We start from the raw sequence: 18,580 nt of genomic DNA, 5'->3' as shown, positions 1-18,580 counted from the left end.
ATGAAAGGTTAATCTGCCGGGCTTGATTAAGAATTTGTTAGCCATTCCGACCGACACTCATCCTCACAACGCGTAGAACACCGGTCACAGGGCCGGGGCGTGCGGGGCAATGGGTAACAAGGGTGCAGGATTTTCGGGATATCGCGGCCTATCGGCTGGGCGTCGTGCCCGTCGGAGAGGACGGGGACAGGGGCGAAGCCCCCCGCGTCCTGATCGTCGAGAGCGAGCCCAATCTGGGCTGGCTGTGGAAGCGCCATCTGGACCGGCAGGGCATGCAGGTCGAGCTGGTGCATGGCCAGGAGGCCGCCATCGCGCTGCTGGGCGCCCGCCCGTTCGAGGTCCTGGTGCTGGATCTGGTGCTGGACGAGGGCTCGGCGCTGGCGATTGCCGATTACGCGAACTACCGCCAGCCCGCGGCGCGGGTGATCTTTGTCACCAATACGGGGTTCTTCTCGGACGGGTCGATCTTTCGCTATGCGACCAATGCCTGCGCGCTGCTGAACAGCGGCGCCCCGCCCGCCGATCTGGCGGCGATGGTCGAACATTACGGGGCGCTCTAGGCGCCCCGCTGCATCCTATTCCGCGGCCGAGCGCGTCAGGGCGGCGCGGCCATGCGGCGCCATCAGGTCCAGATCCGGGGTCACCGGAATGATGCGGTGCGGGTTGATGGTGTCGTGGCTGTAGTAATAGTGGTGCACGATATGGTCGAAATTCACCGTCGCGGCGATGCCGGGCAGCTGGTACAGCTCTTTCACATAGCCCCAGAGCGCGGGATATTCCCGGATCAGCCTCCGGTTGCATTTGAAATGCGTGTGGTAGACCTTGTCAAAGCGGATCAGCGTGGTGAACAGGCGCCAGTCGGCCTCGGTCAGGGTGTCGCCCAGCAGGTAGCGGTTCTGCGACAGGATCCCCTCCAGCCAGTCCAGGCTGTCGAACAGCGGACCCACGGCGGCGTCATAGGCCTCTTGGCTGGTGGCAAAGCCCGCCTTGTAGACGCCGTTGTTGACGGTGTCGTAGATGCGGCTGTTCAGCGCCTCGATCTGGGGGCGCAGGCCGACCGGCCAGTAGTCGTCGTGGTTGCCGGTGATCCCGTCGAAGGCCGCGTTCAGCATGCGGATGATTTCCGAGCTTTCGTTCGACACGATGACCTGCTGCTGCTTGTCCCACAGCACCGGCACGGTGACGCGGGTGGTGATCGCGGGATCGGCCTTCAGGTAGACATCGCGCAGATAGCGCAGGCCCATCAGCGTGTCGCCGGTGGCGCCGTCGAAATCGGCATCGAAGGTCCAGCCCTCGCCCAGCATGTGCGGATGCACGACCGAGACGCTGATGTGGTCCTCAAGCCCCTTCAGCGCGCGGAAGATCAGCGCCCGGTGCGCCCAGGGGCAGGCGTAAGAGACATAAAGGTGGTAGCGCCCGCTTTCCGCCGCAAAGCCGCCCGTTCCCGAAGGCCCCGGCGCCCCGTCCGCGGTGATCCAGTTGCGGAACTGCGCCACCGTGCGCACGAAGCTGCCGCCCGTCGATTTGGTGTCGTACCACTTGTCCTGCCATGTGCCGTCGACCAGTAGACCCATCGGGAAGGCCCTCCCTGCGTTTGTGTGACTTCGTTCTGCCCTTCAGCTAGAGCCTGCAGCCCCACGGGCCAAGCCCTGCGGGCGCGCAGGAAGGGTGCATGGGTGCACAGCGCCACCATGACATTCCTGTGAATTGTGCCTTTCTGTCCCGATCTTCCCGGGGGACGGCCCCCGGGGGGGATCTGCGACGAAGGCTTGATTGCGCGTCGCGGCGCCCTCGCCTATAGACGGGTCCAGACGAGCCCGCTGCGGGCCGGAGAGGAGTGCGCGGTCCGCCGACCCAGACCGGGGGCAGGGAGCGCATCGTCAGGATCACGTCCCCGCCCGGCGGGGGCGCCTTGCGCCTGTCCGCCCGCCTGACCCATCAGGCCCCCGGGCCACCCGACAGGAAAGGAGTCCTCCATGTCCATCCGTTTCCCCTTCCCGAAAGGTCTCGGCGCATGAAGACCGGCGTGATGATCTGCGGCCACGGGTCGCGCAGCCAGGCTGCTGTGGACGAATTCGCGGTGCTGGCACAAAAGCTGCCGGCGCTGCTGCCGCAGGACTGGCTGGTGGACTATGGTTATCTGGAATTCGCCAACCCGGTGATCCGTGACGGCCTGGACCGGCTGCGCGACGCCGGCTGCGAGCGGATCCTGGCGGTGCCGGGGATGCTGTTCGCGGCGATGCATGCCAAGAACGACATCCCGACGGTGCTGAACACCTATGCGGCCAAGCATGGGATCGAGATCACCTATGGCCGCGAACTGGGCGTCGATCCGAAGATGATCGCGGCTGCCGCCGACCGCATCGGCCGCGCCATCGCCGCCGCCGATGCCGAAGACGGCGCCGTCGCCCTCGAAGACACCTGCCTGGTGGTCATCGGCCGGGGTGCTTCGGATCCCGATGCCAACGGCAACGTCGCCAAGATCGCCCGGATGCTGCAGGAAGGCATGGGCTTTGGCTGGCTCGAGGTCGGCTATTCCGGCGTCACCTTCCCCCTGGTCGAGCCTTGCCTGAATCACGTGGTCAAGCTGGGTTACAAGCGTGTCGTGGTCTTCCCCTATTTCCTCTTCACCGGGATCCTGATCGACCGCATCTACGGCTTTACCGATCAGGTGGCAGCGCGCCACCCCGACATCCGCTTCGTCAAGGCGGGCTATCTGAACGACCATCCCAAGGTGCTGGAAACCTTCGCGGAACGGGTCACCGAACAGGTGGGCGAAGTGCCGCCGCCGAACTGCGCCACCTGCAAGTACCGCACCCAGATCCTGGGCTTCGAGGCCGAGGTCGGCAGCCCGCAGGAAAGCCACCACCACCATGTCGAGGGCCAGGGCGCCTCGGCGCCGGGTTCGAATGTCGAGGACTGCACCCTGTGCGACACGTTCTGCACCGGGGAATGCCGTCTGGACATGGGGCATCACCACCATGGCCATGATCACGCCCATGGCCATCACCACCATCACGGGCATGACCACGATCATGATCACCACCATCATGATCATGACCACGATCACGGGCATCATCACCACGATCATGACCACGGCCACGCCCATGACCACGGCCACCACGCCCATGATCACGCGCACCCCGAATATCCCCATGCGAAACACCCGCATGGCCCCGAAAGCGCCCGGCGCAAGACCTGAGCCTTTCATCTTTCCCTAAATATGCCCGCCGGAGGCCCCCCCTCCGGCGCCCCATGAGGCCCCCGATGCGTCCCTATCTGAAGGACCCCGCCGCCATCTATGCGGAAAGCTTTGCCACCGTCCGCCGAGAAGCGCGGCTGGATCGTTTCCCGGCGGGTCTCGACCGGATGGCGATCCGGCTCATTCATTCCTGCGGCATGGTGGAAATCGCCGATCGTCTGGCCTTTTCCGCCGATGCCTATGCGGCGGGCCATGCCGCGCTGCGGGCCGGCGCGCCGATCCTGTGCGATTGCGAAATGGTGGGCGCGGGCATCATCCGCCGCGCCCTGCCAGCCGGGAACGAGGTCATCGTGACGCTCAACGACGCTTCCGTTCCCGCGATGGCGGCGCAGTTGGGGACCACGCGGTCGGCCGCGGCGGTCGAGCTGTGGCACGACCGTCTCGATGGCGCTGTCGTGGCCATCGGGAACGCGCCGACCGCCCTCTTCCACCTGCTCGAGGCGCTGGATGCGGGCGCGCCGAAACCGGCGGTCATCCTGGGCTTCCCGGTGGGCTTTGTCGGCGCGGCCGAAAGCAAGGCGGAACTGGCCGCCAATCCGCGCGGCTGCGATTTCGTGGCGCTTCGGGGCCGCAAGGGCGGCTCGGCCATGGCCTCGGCGGCGGTCAATGCGCTGGCCGCCGGTCTGCCGGGCGAACCCGCGTGACCCCCTGGCTGCATATCGTCGGCCTTGGCGCGAGCGGAGAGGACAGCCTGTCCTCTGCCACCCGCGCCGTGGTCGCGCAGGCCGAGGTCATCCTGGGCGGTGCCCGCCATCATGGCCTTTGCGGCAATGCCACGGCGGAACGTCTGGCCTGGCCCTCGCCCTTCGATGCGATGATCGCGACGCTGCTGGCGCATCGGGGCCGCAGGGTGGTGGTTCTGGCGACGGGCGATCCGCTTTGGTATTCCGTCGGCGCGCGGATCGGGCGCGACATCCCGGTGTCGGAAATCACCTATCATCCGCAGCTGTCGGCGTTTCAGCTGGCCTCGGCCCGGATGGGCTGGTCGCTGGCGGATGTGGAAACGCTGACGGTGCATGGCCGCCCGGCCGAGCAGGTGCTGCCCTACGTCGAACCCGGAGCGCGGCTGCTGCTGCTGACCGCCGGGTCTGACACGCCGGGCCAGATCGCCGCCTTGCTGCGGGATCGCGGGTACGGGGCGTCGCGCCTGAGCGTTCTGGCCCATATGGGCGGCGCGGAGGAGGCCTACATTGACGGTCTGGCCGAAAGCTGGGACGCCGAGGTGCCGGCCTTCCATACCCTCGCGGTTGACTGCATCGCGGGGCCGGATGCGCAGGTCCTGCCGCGCATGGGCCTGCCGGATGAGGCCTTTGTCCATGACGGCAACTTTACCAAGCAGGAGCTGCGGGCGCTGACGCTGGCAAAGCTGATGCCGATGCGGGGGCAGCTTCTGTGGGACATCGGGTCGGGCTGCGGGTCCGTCGGGGTGGAATGGATGCGCGGGGCGCGCGATGCCCGTGCCATCGGGATCGAACCGCGTGCCGACCGCCGGGCGCTGTCGGCGCAGAACGCGCTGCGGCTGGGCGCGCCGCGCCTGCAACTGGTCGAGGGCCGCGCGCCGGACGCGCTGGCCGGGCTTCCCGCCCCCGATGCGGTCTTCATCGGTGGAGGGTTGTCTGCGGACACCGTGGCGCAGGCCTGGGCCGCGCTGAGGCCCTTTGGCCGGCTGGTTGCCAATGCCGTGACCCTGGAAAGCGAGGCGCTGCTGGCGCAGGTTCAGGCCGATCTGGGCGGGGATCTGGTGCGGGTCAATGTTGCGCGCATGGCCCCCGTGGGGCGGTTGCGCGGATGGAAGCCGCAGATGGGCGTGACCCAATGGTCGGTGCTGAAACGCTGATGGTGCGAATGCATATTTGGGGAAAGATGAAAGGGGCGGCGGCATGAGCGGTCGGTTGTATGGCGTTGGACTGGGGCCGGGCGATCCGGAACTGGTGACGCTGAAGGCCGCGCGGCTGATCGGCGCGGCGCGGGTCATTGCCTATCCGACGCTGGCGGGCGCCGAGAGTTTTGCGCGCCGCATTGCCGCCGGGCTGATCGCGCCCGATGTGCGGGAAATCGTCATGGATGTGCCCATGGTGGTCGAGCGCGGGCCCGCCCAGGCCGCCTATGATGCCGGGGCAGAGGCGATTGCCGAGGCGCTGGCTGCGGGCGAGAACGTGGTGTGCCTGTGCGAGGGCGACCCGTTCTTCTATGGCTCGTTCATGTATCTGTTCGCGCGTCTTGAGGGCCGCTTTGCGGTCGAGATCGTGCCGGGCGTGACCTCTGTTTCCGCGTCTTCGGCCCGGGCGCGGCTGCCCTTGGTGGCCCGGAACGAGCGGCTGGAGGTGATCCCCGGCCCGCTGCCCGAGGCCGAGATGGCGGCGCGCATCGCGCAGGCTGACAGTGTCGCGATCATGAAGGTCGGGCGGCATCTGGCGAAGATCCGCGCCGTGCTGGCCGGTCTGGGGCTGGAGGGCCGCGCCGTCTATGTCGAGCGCGCCACCCTGCCCGAAGAGGTGGTGGTGCCCTTGGCGCAGGCGCCCGATGTGGCGCCTTATTTTTCGATGATTCTGGTTCGTAAGGGGAATGATCCTTGGCTGTGACTCCGGTTGTGATGTGCGTCTCGGGCGCGGGAGAGGCCGTCGGCCGCAAGGTGGCGGATGCTCTGGGCGTGCCGCTGCACGGGCGCGCCGGGCGCGTGGCCGGGGCGGATGCCACCTTTGCCAATGCGCTGGATTTCGCGCGTGAGATGTTTGCCGCCGGGCGTCCCGTGGTGGGGATCTGCGCCAGCGGCATCCTGATCCGCGCCGTGGCGCCGTTGCTGGCCGACAAGAAGGCAGAGCCTGCGGTGATTTCCGTCAGCGATGATGGCGCCGTGGTGGTGCCGCTGTTGGGCGGGCATCGTGGGGCGAACCGTCTGGCGCGCCAGATCGCCCAGGCGCTGGAGGCGGTTGCGGCCGTGACCACTGCGGGCGACGTGACCTTGGGCCTGGCGCTGGACGAGCCGCCTGCGGGTTGGGCCCTGGGCACGCCGGAACTGGCGCAGGGGGCGATGGCGCGGCTTTTGTCGGGGGCCGGGGCGACGGTGTCGGGTGCCTGGGCGGATCGGGCCGGGTGGCTGTCTGTCTTGCCTGCGGGGGATGTGGCGATCGGTGTCGATGTCGGGCCGCAGCCCGAGGGCGTTCTGGCCTTTCATCCGCAGGTCTTCACCCTGGGGGTGGGCTGCGCGCGCAACTGCGCGGCCGAGGAACTGGACGCGCTGGTTCAGGGCGTGCTGGAGCAGAACGGCGTGGCGCCGGGGGCGATTGCGGCGCTCTGCACGCTGGATCTGAAGGCCGACGAGCCTGCGGTGAATGCGCTGGCCGCGAAACTGGGCGTGCCGCTCAGGGTCTATACCGCGGCGGAGCTGGAGGCCGAGGCCGTGCGGTTGGCGACGCCCTCGGAGGTGGTCTTTGCCGAGGTGGGCTGCCATGGCGTGGCCGAGGGGGCTGCTCTGGCAGGCGCGGGGGCCGAGGCGGTGCTGGCGCAGGTCAAGGTGAAGAGTGCCAATGCGACCTGCGCGCTGGCCCGCGCGCCCGAACCCATCACCGCGCTGACGGGGCGTCCGCGCGGTCGGCTGTCGGTGGTCGGGATCGGCCCCGGTCAGGCCAGCTGGCGTACGCCCGAGGTGTCGCGGCTGGTCTCGGAGGCCGAGGAGCTGGTGGGCTATGGTCTTTATATCGATCTGCTGGGGCCGCTGGCCCTGGGCAAGACGCGCAGCGATTTCCCGCTGGGCGGCGAGGAGGCGCGCTGCCGCTATGCGCTGGAACGTGCGGGCGAGGGGCGCAACGTTGCGCTGGTCTGTTCGGGGGATGCCGGGATCTACGCCATGGGCGCGTTGGTCTTTGAACTGCTGGACCGTGGTCCCGAGGAGATGGGGGTGAGCGATGCGGCGCGGCGGGTTGAGGTGATCTGTTCGCCCGGCGTCTCGGCCCTGCAGGGGGCGGCTGCGCGGGCAGGTGCGCCCTTGGGACATGATTTCTGCGCGATCTCTCTGTCGGACCTGCTGACGCCGCGCGCCGATATCCTGCGGCGGCTGAAGGCGGCGGCGGAGGGCGATTTCGTCATCGCCTTCTACAATCCGGTGTCGAAGACCCGCCGGACGCTTCTGGCCGAGGCGCGCGAAATCCTGCTGCAGCACCGCCCGGCCGACACGCCGGTGATGCTGGCCAGCAACCTGGGGCGGCCCGAGGAGGAGCTGCGGTATCGGCGACTGGATGCGCTGGAGGTCGATGAGGTCGACATGCTGACCGTGGTGCTGGTGGGGTCAAGCAATTCGAAGCTGGCGGCACTGGGCGAGGGGGCGCGGATGTACACGCCGAGGGGCTATGCCCGGCGGATCGACGGCGACCTTGCGGTGAAAGGATAGAGCCCCCCGTCGCGCGACAGACAGAAAGGAAGGGGCCCCGCCCCCGTCGCGCGTTGCGCGACAGACAGAAGGGAAGGGGGCTCTGCCCCCGTCGCCTTTGGCGACTCCCCCGAGGTATTTGGAACAAGAAAATGGGCGGGGCCGCGGTCTTGCCGGGATGGATGAGATGAAGGTCTATTTTATCGGCGCAGGGCCGGGGGATCCGGAACTGTTGACGCTGAAGGCGCAGCGGCTGATCGGGCAATGTCGGGTCTGCCTGTATGCTGGCAGTCTGGTGCCGGCCGAGGTGGTGGCCGGTGCGCCTGATGGGGCGCGGGTGATGGATACTGCGCCGATGACGCTGGAGGAGACCCATGCTGAGATCCTGGCGGCGCGGGACCGCGGCGAGGATGTGGCGCGGGTGCATTCGGGGGACCCGTCGCTTTACGGCGCGATCGCCGAGCAGATCCGGCGGCTGCGCGCCGACGGTATTGCCTACGAGATCGTGCCCGGCGTGCCGGCCTATGCCGCGGCCGCAGCGGCGCTGGGGCAGGAGCTGACGGTGCCGGAGATCGCCCAGTCGATCGTGCTGACCCGGATCAGCATGAAGAGCACCTCGATGCCGGAACATGAGACGCTGGAGAATTTTGCCCGCTCGCGCGCGACGCTGGCGATTCATCTGGGCATTCGCCACCTGCGCGAGATCGAGCGTCAGCTGGCGCCCTATTACGGCGCCGATTGCCCGGTCGTCGTGGCCTATCGGGTGGGCTGGCCGGATCAGGCCTTTATCCGCGGGACGCTGTCGGACATCCACGAGAAGGTCCGGGCCGAGAAGATCACCCGCACGGCGCTGGTCATGGTCGGGCCTGTTCTGGGAGAAGTCAGCGATTTCAAGGACTCGGCGCTGTATGATCCGGGGCGGCCGCATGTGCTGCGCCCGCGGCTGTCGCGTTCGGGGAACAGCGCCTGAGGCCTTGGGTTTCTGCGGCGGCGGTTGCTTGACGTTAAGCTGATTCGGCTCACATTCTTGTCAGGCCGGGGCCTTTCCCGGCCGGAAGACAGGACTGAACCATGACCGAGATCCTTCCTGAAGAGATCGCCGCCGAACTGATCCGGGCCCGCCGCGAGGCCGAGCGGAAGGCCTCGCGGCTGCGGGTCGAGGCCGATGGGAAGCGCCATGCGGTGCTGCGCCGCTGGGATGGGGGCTTTGCCGTCGAGGCCGGGGTGGTGCCGCCGTTGCGCGGCATGGTCGAGCTGTTCGAGGGCACGCGGCTGCTGGCGTGCTGCCTGATCATCGCCTCGGAAGAGGAGGACGGCGAAATGCGGTACGAATTCAAGCGATCGACCCCCGTGCGGGATGCGCCGCCGCTGGATTTCCAGCGTGATGAGGATGCCCCAGCGGGGTTGATCGAACGGATGTGATCGGCAGCCACAATGCCCGGCGGTGGCGCAGGTGGCGGGCCAGCAGCTGGCGCGCGGGGGGCCCCTCGACCAGGGGGCGGACCGGATCCTGTGCCGGCGGGCCGAGGCCTGCGATCTGCCGACGGGCCAGGGGGCCCAGATGGCGCAGGGCCTGTTCCCCCAGCAGCAGGCTTTCCGTCCAGGCGCCCTCGGCCGAGATCAGGGCGTGCCGTTCCAGCAGCAGGTGCAGATAGAGGATGCCCTGGGCGGGCAGCACCCGGGTGATGCCGGGCAGGCCGGCCAGATGGCGGGCGGGCAGCAGGACCTCGGGGGTGCCGAACATCCGGGCGGCAATGGCCGAGCGCAGCAGGATGCGGTGATGCGGCGAGACCGTCAGGGCCCCGGTCGGGCAGCCTGGCCCCAAGGCGCCGGGGGCGATGTGCACCGGGGCCAGTGGCGGGTGCAGCGCCAGCTGGCCGGCACTGACCCGGTGCCCTGCGGTCCACAGAATCGGCCGGGCGCCGTGATCGGCGGTCTGGACCAGGTCTCCGGGGCGCAGATCTTCGATCCGTCGGGGGCCCTTGGGGGTCAGGATGCGCGTGCCGGCGGCCAGGCAGACCGGGGTCGAGGCCGTGGGATCCGTGCCGGGCGGCTGGTCAGGATTGCCGGTTTCCAGGTTCTCGGCCGGCAGGGCTGCGAAGTTGGTCGTCAAAAGCGTCAGATAGGCCGAGACATCGACACCAGCGGCCACCGGGGCGGGACCATAGAGCGTACCGGTGAAGTCGTTCAGCGGGGGTGCGCCGTCGAACAGCAGAACTTCGCCGCCCAGGTTCAGCCCCAGCCCGCCGCCTCCGGTGGCGTCGCGGAAGTCGTCGGGCGAGATCCGGCCATCGTCATTCTGGTCGATGATGCGCAGCCCCGCCCCGTCGGCAGGGTCGACCGGTTCCGTCGCGCCATAGACGACCATGAGGATCAGCTGCGAGGGAGAATCGGCAATGCCGTCGGTCAGGTCTGTGCGAAAGACCTCGTAGAACCGTGCCAAGGAAGGAATGCCTGTATAGGTTGTGTATTGTTAACCTTAATGGGCAAGATGCTTAATATATGGCTAAAGCGGGCCAGGGCGGGAAACAAAAGGCCGCGGACCTGGGTCCGCGGCCAACGAGGGGAGCCCTCGGAACGGCGAAATTGCACCTCGGGCGGCACGGTCCTGCGGGCCGTGCAAGCCCTTTGTCTATAAATGCATCAAGGACCGGTTGGGAGGATCCCGACAAAGCCATTGCTTAAGATATCTTAACCATGGCATTGCTGTGACCCGACGTCACGTGCAAAGCGACCTGGGACCAAGCGCTTCACCCTGAATGCATGTTTTGCGCCCGTTTTTGCATCGCGCGCGGGACGATGCGCAACCTATGAGAGAATGCGCCGGGCGATGACCTGGGCCTGGATTTCGGCCGCGCCTTCGAAAATCGACAGGATGCGGGCGTCGCACAGCAGCCGCGAGGCCAGGTATTCCAACGCGAATCCGTTGCCCCCGTGGATCTGCAGGGTGTTGTCGGCACAGGCCCAGGCAATGCGGGCGCCCAGCAGCTTGGCCATGCCGGCCTCCAGGTCGCAGCGGCGGTCGTGATCCTTTTCATAGGCGGCAAAGTAGGTCAGCTGGCGGGCGATGGTGATTTCGACCGCCATCATGGCCAGCTTGCCCGAGACCCGCGGGAAGGACATCAGCGGCCCGCCGAAGGCCTTGCGGTCCAGCGCATACTGCATCCCGCAATCCAGCGCCGCCTGGGCCACGCCGATGGCGCGGGCGGCGGTCTGGATGCGGGCGCTTTCGAAAGTCTGCATCAGCTGGCGGAAGCCCTGGCCCTCGACCCCGCCCAGAAGGTTGCCGCCTGCGACCTGGAAATTGTCAAAGCCCAGTTCGTATTCCTTCATGCCGCGATAGCCCAGGACCTCGATCTCGCCACCGGTCATGCCGGGGGTGGGGAAGGGGTTTTCATCGGTGCCGGGGGTCTTTTCGGCCAGGAACATCGACAGGCCGGTGTGGTCGGTGGTGTTCGGGTCGGTGCGCGCCAGCAGCGTCATCACATGGGTGCGTGCAGCATGGGTGATCCAGGTCTTGTTGCCGGTGACGGCATAGTCGCCATTGGCCCCTTTCACCGCGCGGGTGCGCAGTGCGGCCAGGTCGGAGCCGGTGTTTGGTTCGGTGAAGACGGCGGTGGGCAGAATCTCGCCCGAGGCGATGCGGGGCAGCCAGTGGGATTTCTGTTCATCCGTGCCGCCGCAGAGGATCAGTTCCGCCGCGATTTCCGACCGGGTGCCAAGGGAGCCGACGCCGATATAGCCGCGAGAAAGCTCTTCCGAGACGACGACCATGGCGGCCTTGGGCAGGCCGAAGCCACCGAGGTTTTCCGGGATGGTCAGGCCGAAGACGCCCATCTCGGCCAGCTCCTCGATGACCTCCATGGGGATCAGTTCGTCCTTGAGGTGCCATTCATGGGCGACGGGGGCGATCTTTTCGGCGGCATAGCGGCGGAACTGGTCGCGGATCATCTCCAGCTCTTCATCGAGGCCGGAGGCGCCGTAGATGCCCGCGCCCTGGGCCTCGACCATCAGCTGCGCGAGGCGCGAGCGCGCGTCCTGGCTGTTGCCCTGACGGGTCAGGGTGCGGATCTCGGGGGTGTCGAGAAGCGTCTCGTCGTCTTCCGACAGGCCGAGGTCAGCCAGGCGGACGGTCTCGTTCTGGGACATCGGGATGCCGCCGCGGATCTGGCCCAGGTATTCGCCGAAGGCGATCTGGTGGATCAGCTGCTCGGTCTCGGTCAGGCGGCCCTGGTCCTGAAGGCGGGTGGCCCAGGCCTGCATCTGTTCAAGGGCCGTGACATAGGTGGCAAGCCAGGCCAGGCCATGGGTGGCGGTCTGCGCGGCCTCGACCGCCCGGGCCGAGACGCGGCCGTCCCGTTCGACGCCTGTGCGCACCACGGCGCGGGCGCGATCGCGCAGAGCGGCCAGCGGAGCCAGCGTGGCGCCGGTCAGCGTCAGCAGATCCTCCAGCATGGGGGCGGGGGGCATGGTCCTGTCTTGTCCGTCACGGGGCATCGCACTGTCCTCCTCGGGGGTCCTCCGGTCCGGGTTGATATAGTCATTTCGCAGGTGCAGCGCAATTAATATGCGCAATGCTGCGACGAAATGGTCATATATTACCTTGATGTTTTATGTTTCCCCCTGGGCATCCGCAGGTTACCCCTTGGGAATGGACGTGTTTTCCGATCCCTTCCTGTTGGCGGCCTGTCTGGCCGTGGCGCTTCTGGCCGGCGTGGTGAAGGGGCTGGTGGGCTTTGCCATGCCGATGATCATGATTTCCGGGCTGAGCGCGCTGATTCCGCCCGAGCTGGCCCTGGCGGGGCTGATTCTGCCGACCCTGGCGACCAATGCCTGGCAGGCGCTGCGGCAGGGGCCGCGGGCGGCCTGGGAAGTGGTGCGGCGGTTTCGGCTGTTCCTGTGCATCGGCGGCGTCATGCTGCTGCTGAGCGCGCAGCTGGTGCATCGCCTGCCCGAGGGGCTGATGCTGGGCGGCATCGGGGCGCTGGTGGTGGCCTTCGCGGCCAGCCAGCTGCTGGGACGGCCGCTGCGGCTGGGCCATCCGCCGAAGCGCCGGGTCGAGGTGCTGGTGGCGGCGCTGGCGGGCGGGATCGGCGGGATCTCGGGGGTGTGGGGGCCGCCGACGGTGGCCTATCTGACGGCGCTGGAGACGCCCAAGGGCGACCAGGTGCGGATCCAGGGGGTGATCTACGGCCTGGCCTCGGTGCTGCTGCTGGGGGCCCATGCGGGATCGGGGGTGGTCAACGCGCAGAGCCTGCCCTTGTCGCTGGTGCTGGTGCCGGCGGCGCTGGCGGGGATGGCAATGGGCGGGCGGGTGCATGAGCGGATCGACCAGGCGCTGTTCCGGCGGATCACCCTGGCGGTGCTGCTGCTGGCCGGGCTGAACCTGCTGCGGCGGGCGGTGCTGGCGGGATAGGCGGGGCCTCGCGGCGGGCCGGGAGGGGGCGCTGCCCCCGTCAGCCTGCGGCTGACCCCCCCGAGGTATTTGAAACAAGAAAATGTGCGCGGGCGTCAGGAGGTATAGTCCTGGCCGAAGCAGAGGTCGATGGCTTCGGGGGCCTGGGCGGCGGGGACGACCTGGAAGCTTTGGTGCAGCAGGAGCTGGCCATCGTGTTCGACCGCGAAGGACCACAGGCCCGGCTGGAGTTCACGCTCGTGTTCGAAGAGGAAGCTGCGGACGCCGTAATCGGGGCCGAGGTTCGGGTCCCAGGTTTCGCGGGTGATGCCCTCGGGACCGATCGGGGGGTGGGTGACGATCATCCGGTAGGGTCCGGGGGGGGCGTTTTCGGCCAGGCGGATGCGGACCCCGAAGGAGATGCCCAGTTCCGCGGGAACCCGGCGGTTGAGCGAGACCGCCTGCTGGCTGCCGGAGACGACCAGGATGTAGCCGCTTTCGGTGCCGGGGGCGGGGCGGGTGGCGACGGGATCGGTGCCGCAGTAGATGCCCGCTTCCTGAAGCTGGACCGGGGCGGTGGCGAAATCGGCCGGTTCCGCGCCATGCGCCAGGGCCGGGCCGGTGGTCAGGGCCAGCAGCAGGGCAATGTGCGGGGGCAGCGGAATGGGCATCGGTGCGGGCCTCTTGCCGGCGGGATGCCCTGTCATGCGACGGCGGGGGGGCCCACGTCAAGGTTGCAGGGCCCGGATGCGACACGCCCCGCCGGAGGGGCGGGGCGTGTGCGGTCAGACCTGAGGGCGGATCAGCCGATGGCGGCGGCTTTCACATCCTCGTCGATATAGGGCAGGTACTGTTCGAAGTTCTCGGAGAACATCGTGACCAGCTTGGCGGCCTGGGCGTCATAGGCGGCCTCGTCTTCCCAGGTGCGGCGCGGATCCAGCAGGACCTCGGCCACGCCCGGCACCGAGACCGGGACCTCGAAGCCGAAGTTGGCGTCCTTGCGGAACTCGGCCTCGTTCAGGGAGCCGTCGAGGGCGGCGGTCAGCAGGGCGCGGGTGGCGCGGATCGGCATCCGCGAGCCGGTGCCGAAGGCGCCGCCGGTCCAGCCGGTGTTGACCAGCCAGCAGGTGGCGCCGTGCTTGGCGATCTTGTCCTGCAGCAGCTTGCCGTATTCCTCGGGGCGGCGCGGCATGAAGGGGGCGCCGAAGCAGGTCGAGAAGGTCGGCAGCGGTTCCACCACGCCACGTTCCGTGCCCGGGGTCTTGGAGGTGAAGCCCGACAGGAAGTGGTACATCGCCTGCGCCGGGGTCAGCCGCGCGATCGGCGGCAGCACGCCATAGGCGTCGCAGGTCAGCAGGATGATGTTCTTGGGGTGGCCGCCAAGCGCGGAGGGCGACGCGTTCGAGATGTACTCGAGCGGGTAGGCGCAGCGCATGTTCTCGGTCAGCGAGCTGTCCTTGAAGTCGAGCTCCATGGTCTCTTCGTCATAGACCATGTTCTCGATCACGGTGCCGAACATCGAGCAGGTGGCGTAGATTTCCGGCTCGGCCTCGGCGCTCAGGTTGATCGTCTTGGCGTAGCAGCCGCCTTCGAAGTTGAAGGTGCCGCGGTCCGACCAGCCGTGTTCGTCATCGCCGATCAGCACGCGCGAGGGATCGGCCGACAGCGTCGTCTTGCCCGTGCCCGACAGGCCGAAGAAGATCGCAGTGTCGACCGGGTTGCCCTTGGCGTGGTTGGCCGAGCAGTGCATCGGCATCACGCCCTTCTCGGGCAGGATGTAGTTCAGCAGGGTGAAGACGGATTTCTTGTTCTCGCCCGCATATTCGGTGCCGCCGATCAGGATGAGCTTCTTGGCGAAGTTCAGCGCGATCACGGTGTCGGTGCGGCAGTCATGCTTGGCGGGATCCGCCTTGAAGCTGGGGCAGTTGATGATGGTGAAGTCGGCCACGTAGTCGTTCAGCGCCTCGCGGTCGGGGCGGCGCAGCAGGTGGCGGATGAACAGGTTGTGCCAGGCCAGTTCCGAGACCACGCGGACATTGATCGCATAGGACGGGTCGGCGCCGCCGATCAGGTCCTGCACGAAATAGTCCTTGCCCTTCATGTGCTCCAGCATGTCGGCATAAAGCGCATCGAAGCCCTCGGGGGACATCTCGGCGTTGTTTTCCCACCAGATCTTGTCAGCCACGCAGGGGGTCTTGACCACATGCTTGTCCTTGGGGGAACGACCGGTGTACTTGCCGGTCGTCACCAGGAAGGTGCCGCCCTGGCCCAGCGTGCCTTCATTCCGCTTCAGGGCGGCCTCGATCAGCGCCGGCTCCAGGTAGTTGTAAAAGACATTGCCCAGCCCTTCGATGCCCTGATCTTCAAGCTTGAAGTGCGGGTTCACCCGTCCAGTTGCCATGCGTCACACTCCTTTGTCCGCGGCAGTCGCGGTAGTCCTCCACCGCCGGCGCGCCGCGTGGTTGGCCGGCTTCGGGGCTCTTGCGCCTCGAATATTGGGCCTCTTAACACGCTTGTTCCAAGCCTGAACAGGGCCCCGCCGGACGGTTAGCGCAACCATTTTCGGTTTAGCGCCACCACCTGCGGAATGATGCCTCCGTAAGGGAAGTTTCCCTTTGGCGTGACCGCAAACATCCGTTGTCCTTGGGAAAATGTCGGAGAGATTCAGGCATTGATAAGACACTCTCGCCACATTTTCGGGACGGGGCGGGCGATTCGGAGATCGGGATTGCTTGTAAAGGCAATAATGGGGAATAGTGATGCAACTTTCCCGAACGGGGGCTGAAAGGGGTGGGATGGCCAGGATCGCGCTCGTGGACGATGACCGCAACATCCTGACCTCGGTGTCGATGACGCTGGAGGCCGAGGGGTTTGACGTCTCCTGCTATGGTGACGGGGCTGCGGCGCTGGATGGGTTCGGCCGCGATCAGCCGGACCTTGCGGTGTTCGACATCAAGATGCCGCAGATGGACGGGATGGAGCTGCTGCAGCAGCTGCGACGCACCAGCCAGATGCCGGTGATCTTCCTGACCTCCAAGGATGACGAGGTGGACGAGCTTCTGGGCCTGCGCCTGGGGGCTGACGATTACATCCGCAAGCCGTTCAGCCAGCGCCTTCTGGTGGCGCGGATCCGGGCGCTGCTGCGCCGTCAGGAGGTCGCGGCCGGCGGCGTGGTGGTGCCCGAAACCCCCGAGACCCGGGTGATGGAACGCGGTGCGCTGCGGATGGATCCGCTGCGCCATGCCGTCACCTGGAAGGGCGAGGCGGTGACGCTGACGGTGACGGAATTCCTGCTGCTGCAGTGTCTGGCGCAGAACCCGGGCTTTGTGAAGAACCGTGACCAGCTGATGGATGTGGCCTATGATGACCAGATCTATGTCGACGACCGTACGATCGACAGCCACATCAAGCGGTTGCGCAAGAAGCTCCGGTCGGTTGATGCAGGGTTTTCCGCGATTGAGACCCTCTATGGGATCGGCTACAGGTTCAATGAGACCTGAGCGCCGATCGCCATGATGATTGCCGACCGACCGACCCTGCCCGAGGGGGCTGCAACCACCCCGCCCGAGGGGGCGCGGGACCTGCTGCGCGACCGGCGCGGGCTGAAGCGGCTGCTGCGCTCGCCACTGACCCGCCGGATCTTTGCCTTCAACCTGCTGGCCCTGCTGCTGATGGCGGCGGGTTTCCTGCTGAGCGGCGCGGACCGGTCTTCGCTGGTGGCGCAGCGTGGCGCGCTTTTGAAGGACGAGGCCGCAATGGCCGCGCGGCTGGTGGAAATCCGGGCAGCGGCGGGCCTGCCGCCCGCGGAGGCGCTGCGGGACCTGCCGCTGGAACAGGGCCGCGAGGTTCTGCTGTTCGATCCCGACAGGCAGCTGGTGGCGCGGATCGCCGGCCTGGTGCCCGATCCGGCTGCCGTCCCGCGTACCCCCCTGACCGATGCGCTGCTGGCGATCTGGCGGCGTCTTGCGGTGCCCCGCACGCCCCTGGCCCCCCCGCCCGAGGCCGCCCTTCAGGCGCTGGCAGCGGGCGACGGCCTGCAACTGCGCCAGGCGCGCGACGGTGCCGGGCGCTATCTGCTGGCGGTCCTGCCGCTGGCGGCCGGGGGGCAGCCTCTGGGCAGCCTGGCGCTGACCGCGCCGCTGGCCCCGACCGAGGCCCTGGCCCGTATTGGCACCGAGCGGCGGCTGCGTCTTTTCCTGCTGTGCCTCCTGGCGGCGGCAGGGCTGTCGCTGGCGCTGTCGGCCTGGCTGGTGGCGCCGCTTGACCGGCTGGTGCGGGCGACCGAGGCGGGCGAAAGCCCCGCCGCCCGGCGCGAGGCCGCCCGGGTCCGCCTGCCCGACCTGTCCGCCCGTGGTGACGAGATCGGCCGCCTGTCGGGCGCGCTGCGGCGTCTTCTGTCGGCGCTTTACGACCGGATCGAGACCAACGAACGTTTCGCCGCCGATGTCGCGCACGAGATCAAGAACCCGCTTGCCTCGCTGCGTTCGGCCGTCGGCACCCTGCGCATCGCCCAGCGGCCCGACCAGCGCGCGCGCCTGCTGGAGGTGATCGAGCATGACGTGCGTCGCCTCGACCGGCTGGTCAGCGACATTTCCAACGCCTCGCGCCTCGATGCCGAGCTGGTCCGCGAAGAGCAGGAGGAATTCGGCCTGATCGAAACCCTGACCCGGCTGGCCGACTATTCCCGCGACCAGGCCGCCGCCGAAGGGGTCGAATTCATCACCGACCTGCCGCAGGAAGAGATCCGCATCCTGGGCATGGAGGGGCGGCTGGCGCAGGTTTTTGTCAACCTGATCGCCAATGCGCTGAGCTTTAGCGAGCCGGGCGATGCGATCCGCCTTTGGGCGCGCCGCCGCGAGAACCGCGTGCTGGTCGTGGTCGAGGACACCGGCCCCGGCATCCCCGAAACCGCCCTGCAAAAGATCTTTGACCGGTTTTATTCCGACCGCCCCGGCGAGGCCTTCGGAGAACATTCCGGCCTGGGTCTGGCCATCGCCAAGCAGATCGTCGAGGCCCATGGCGGCGTCATCTGGGCCGAGAACATCCGCCCGACCGAGGACGATCCGGCCTCGACGCCCCTGGGCGCGCGGGTGGTGGTGGGGCTGCCGATCTGATGGCGGGGACGATCCATGCCTCCTGCGTGGCGCTGGCCGGGCAGGGGGTGCTGATCCTCGGGGGCTCGGGCAGCGGCAAGTCCGCCCTGGCGCTGGAGCTGATGGCGCGCGGCGCGCAGCTGGTGGCCGATGACCGGGTGATCCTGACCCGACAGGGCGAAGCGCTGATCGCCGAGGCCCCCGACACGATCCGGGGCCTGATCGAGGCCCGCGGCGTCGGAATCCTGCACGCCGATCCCGCCGGACCGACCCCGGTTGCGCTGGTTGTCGATCTTGCAACCCCGGAATCCGACAGGCTTCCGCCGCATCGCAGCACGATTTTGCTGGGGGTTTCCTTAACCTTGCTCCACAATAGTGGAAATGTCGCCTTTCCGGCGGCGATTCTGCAATATCTGCGGGGGGGACGTGCCCATTAGCGTCCCGACGCTGCAAAGGTACCTTGA

Annotated in this window: 17 protein-coding genes; 12 read left to right on the top strand and 5 right to left on the bottom strand. The window is 67.7% G+C overall.

From position 1 onward, the window contains the following. The first annotated feature begins 164 nt into the window (after positions 1-164). The gene (locus tag AC2ITM_RS16005; protein WP_486469450.1) at positions 165-560 is read left to right on the top strand and encodes a response regulator transcription factor; all 396 of its coding nucleotides are present in this window, start codon (positions 165-167) and stop codon (positions 558-560) included. 15 nt (positions 561-575) lie between these two features. Here AC2ITM_RS16005 and AC2ITM_RS16000 read toward each other — a convergent pair whose 3' ends face one another. Beyond that, complete coding sequence (locus AC2ITM_RS16000; protein WP_486467624.1) at positions 576-1,574, bottom strand: glutathione S-transferase family protein; 999 nt, start codon at positions 1,572-1,574, stop codon at positions 576-578. 440 nt (positions 1,575-2,014) lie between these two features. Here AC2ITM_RS16000 and AC2ITM_RS15995 point away from each other — a divergent pair, with 440 nt between their 5' ends. From AC2ITM_RS15995 to AC2ITM_RS15965, 7 genes are all read left to right on the top strand, one after another. Continuing rightward, positions 2,015-3,202 (top strand): sirohydrochlorin chelatase, encoded by a 1,188-nt coding sequence (locus AC2ITM_RS15995; protein WP_486467623.1) that lies wholly within the window; start codon positions 2,015-2,017, stop codon positions 3,200-3,202. Between the two features lie 65 nt (positions 3,203-3,267). Next, positions 3,268-3,906 carry a precorrin-8X methylmutase gene (locus AC2ITM_RS15990; protein WP_486467622.1) on the top strand — a complete coding sequence of 213 codons (639 nt, stop codon included), beginning with the start codon at positions 3,268-3,270 and terminating at the stop codon, positions 3,904-3,906. Then, a complete protein-coding gene (gene cbiE, locus AC2ITM_RS15985; RefSeq protein ID WP_486467621.1) occupies positions 3,903-5,099 on the top strand; it encodes a precorrin-6y C5,15-methyltransferase (decarboxylating) subunit CbiE in 1,197 nt (398 codons plus the stop codon). Before AC2ITM_RS15990 ends, cbiE begins: the two co-directional genes overlap by 4 nt. A 43-nt stretch (positions 5,100-5,142) precedes the next feature. Next, positions 5,143-5,844 (top strand): precorrin-2 C(20)-methyltransferase, encoded by a 702-nt coding sequence (gene cobI / locus AC2ITM_RS15980; protein WP_486467620.1) that lies wholly within the window; start codon positions 5,143-5,145, stop codon positions 5,842-5,844. Continuing rightward, positions 5,835-7,649, top strand: a complete 1,815-nt coding sequence (gene cobJ, locus AC2ITM_RS15975) for a precorrin-3B C(17)-methyltransferase (RefSeq protein ID WP_486467619.1) — start codon at positions 5,835-5,837, stop codon at positions 7,647-7,649. Before cobI ends, cobJ begins: the two co-directional genes overlap by 10 nt. A 166-nt stretch (positions 7,650-7,815) precedes the next feature. Next, a complete protein-coding gene (gene cobM, locus AC2ITM_RS15970) occupies positions 7,816-8,598 on the top strand; it encodes a precorrin-4 C(11)-methyltransferase (RefSeq protein ID WP_486467618.1) in 783 nt (260 codons plus the stop codon). A gap of 101 nt (positions 8,599-8,699) precedes the next feature. Beyond that, a complete protein-coding gene (locus tag AC2ITM_RS15965; protein WP_486467617.1) occupies positions 8,700-9,050 on the top strand; it encodes a hypothetical protein in 351 nt (116 codons plus the stop codon). Here AC2ITM_RS15965 and AC2ITM_RS15960 read toward each other — a convergent pair. Beyond that, positions 8,962-10,071 (bottom strand): Hint domain-containing protein, encoded by a 1,110-nt coding sequence (locus AC2ITM_RS15960; RefSeq protein ID WP_486467616.1) that lies wholly within the window; start codon positions 10,069-10,071, stop codon positions 8,962-8,964. The two genes, AC2ITM_RS15965 and AC2ITM_RS15960, sit on opposite strands and share 89 nt — an antisense overlap. 365 nt (positions 10,072-10,436) lie before the next feature. After that, positions 10,437-12,125 carry an acyl-CoA dehydrogenase family protein gene (locus tag AC2ITM_RS15955; protein WP_486467615.1) on the bottom strand — a complete coding sequence of 563 codons (1,689 nt, stop codon included), beginning with the start codon at positions 12,123-12,125 and terminating at the stop codon, positions 10,437-10,439. 154 nt (positions 12,126-12,279) lie between these two features. On the opposite strand from AC2ITM_RS15955, the gene AC2ITM_RS15950 reads away from it, so the two are divergent. Further along, positions 12,280-13,044, top strand: coding sequence for a sulfite exporter TauE/SafE family protein (locus tag AC2ITM_RS15950; protein ID WP_486467614.1), 765 nt, complete (start codon positions 12,280-12,282; stop codon positions 13,042-13,044). A 95-nt stretch (positions 13,045-13,139) separates the two neighbouring features. On the opposite strand, the gene AC2ITM_RS15945 is transcribed toward AC2ITM_RS15950, so the two are convergent. After that, entirely contained in the window at positions 13,140-13,694 is a 555-nt protein-coding gene (locus AC2ITM_RS15945; protein WP_486467613.1) for a DUF3859 domain-containing protein, read from the bottom strand. Positions 13,695-13,825: 131 nt separating this feature from the next. Further along, a complete protein-coding gene (locus tag AC2ITM_RS15940) occupies positions 13,826-15,424 on the bottom strand; it encodes a phosphoenolpyruvate carboxykinase (protein WP_486467612.1) in 1,599 nt (532 codons plus the stop codon). Positions 15,425-15,818: 394 nt separating this feature from the next. Here AC2ITM_RS15940 and AC2ITM_RS15935 point away from each other — a divergent pair, with 394 nt between their 5' ends. Genes AC2ITM_RS15935 through AC2ITM_RS15925 form a run of 3 tightly spaced genes read left to right on the top strand, consistent with a single transcriptional unit; the run spans position 15,819 to position 18,553 of the window. Continuing rightward, the gene (locus AC2ITM_RS15935) at positions 15,819-16,523 is read left to right on the top strand and encodes a response regulator (protein ID WP_486467611.1); all 705 of its coding nucleotides are present in this window, start codon (positions 15,819-15,821) and stop codon (positions 16,521-16,523) included. A gap of 12 nt (positions 16,524-16,535) precedes the next feature. Next, positions 16,536-18,137 (top strand): sensor histidine kinase, encoded by a 1,602-nt coding sequence (locus tag AC2ITM_RS15930; protein ID WP_486467610.1) that lies wholly within the window; start codon positions 16,536-16,538, stop codon positions 18,135-18,137. Further along, positions 18,137-18,553, top strand: a complete 417-nt coding sequence (locus AC2ITM_RS15925) for an HPr kinase/phosphorylase (RefSeq protein WP_486467609.1) — start codon at positions 18,137-18,139, stop codon at positions 18,551-18,553. The genes AC2ITM_RS15930 and AC2ITM_RS15925 overlap by 1 nt, the downstream gene beginning before the upstream one ends. Positions 18,554-18,580: the final 27 nt, after the last annotated feature.

The sequence above is a fragment of the Pseudooceanicola sp. NS-SX9 genome (assembly GCF_057380705.1).
Note: the sequence above shows the minus strand (reverse complement) of the source record. Positions and strands in the feature narration are given on the sequence as shown.

Excerpts from the sequence above, each read along its gene's own strand:
- AC2ITM_RS15925 (WP_486467609.1), top strand. The coding sequence starts at position 18,137 with ATGGCGGGGACGATCCATGCCTCCTGCGTGGCGCTGGCCGGGCAGGGG.
- AC2ITM_RS15990 (WP_486467622.1), top strand. The coding sequence starts at position 3,268 with ATGCGTCCCTATCTGAAGGACCCCGCCGCCATCTATGCGGAAAGCTTT.
- AC2ITM_RS15945 (WP_486467613.1), bottom strand. The coding sequence starts at position 13,694 with ATGCCCATTCCGCTGCCCCCGCACATTGCCCTGCTGCTGGCCCTGACC.
- AC2ITM_RS15950 (WP_486467614.1), top strand. The coding sequence starts at position 12,280 with ATGGACGTGTTTTCCGATCCCTTCCTGTTGGCGGCCTGTCTGGCCGTG.
- AC2ITM_RS15965 (WP_486467617.1), top strand. The coding sequence starts at position 8,700 with ATGACCGAGATCCTTCCTGAAGAGATCGCCGCCGAACTGATCCGGGCC.
- AC2ITM_RS15935 (WP_486467611.1), top strand. The coding sequence starts at position 15,819 with ATGGCCAGGATCGCGCTCGTGGACGATGACCGCAACATCCTGACCTCG.
- AC2ITM_RS15930 (WP_486467610.1), top strand. The coding sequence starts at position 16,536 with ATGATGATTGCCGACCGACCGACCCTGCCCGAGGGGGCTGCAACCACC.
- AC2ITM_RS15995 (WP_486467623.1), top strand. The coding sequence starts at position 2,015 with ATGAAGACCGGCGTGATGATCTGCGGCCACGGGTCGCGCAGCCAGGCT.
- AC2ITM_RS15940 (WP_486467612.1), bottom strand. The coding sequence starts at position 15,424 with ATGGCAACTGGACGGGTGAACCCGCACTTCAAGCTTGAAGATCAGGGC.
- AC2ITM_RS15955 (WP_486467615.1), bottom strand. The coding sequence starts at position 12,125 with ATGCCCCGTGACGGACAAGACAGGACCATGCCCCCCGCCCCCATGCTG.
- AC2ITM_RS16000 (WP_486467624.1), bottom strand. The coding sequence starts at position 1,574 with ATGGGTCTACTGGTCGACGGCACATGGCAGGACAAGTGGTACGACACC.
- cobI (WP_486467620.1), top strand. The coding sequence starts at position 5,143 with ATGAGCGGTCGGTTGTATGGCGTTGGACTGGGGCCGGGCGATCCGGAA.
- cobM (WP_486467618.1), top strand. The coding sequence starts at position 7,816 with ATGAAGGTCTATTTTATCGGCGCAGGGCCGGGGGATCCGGAACTGTTG.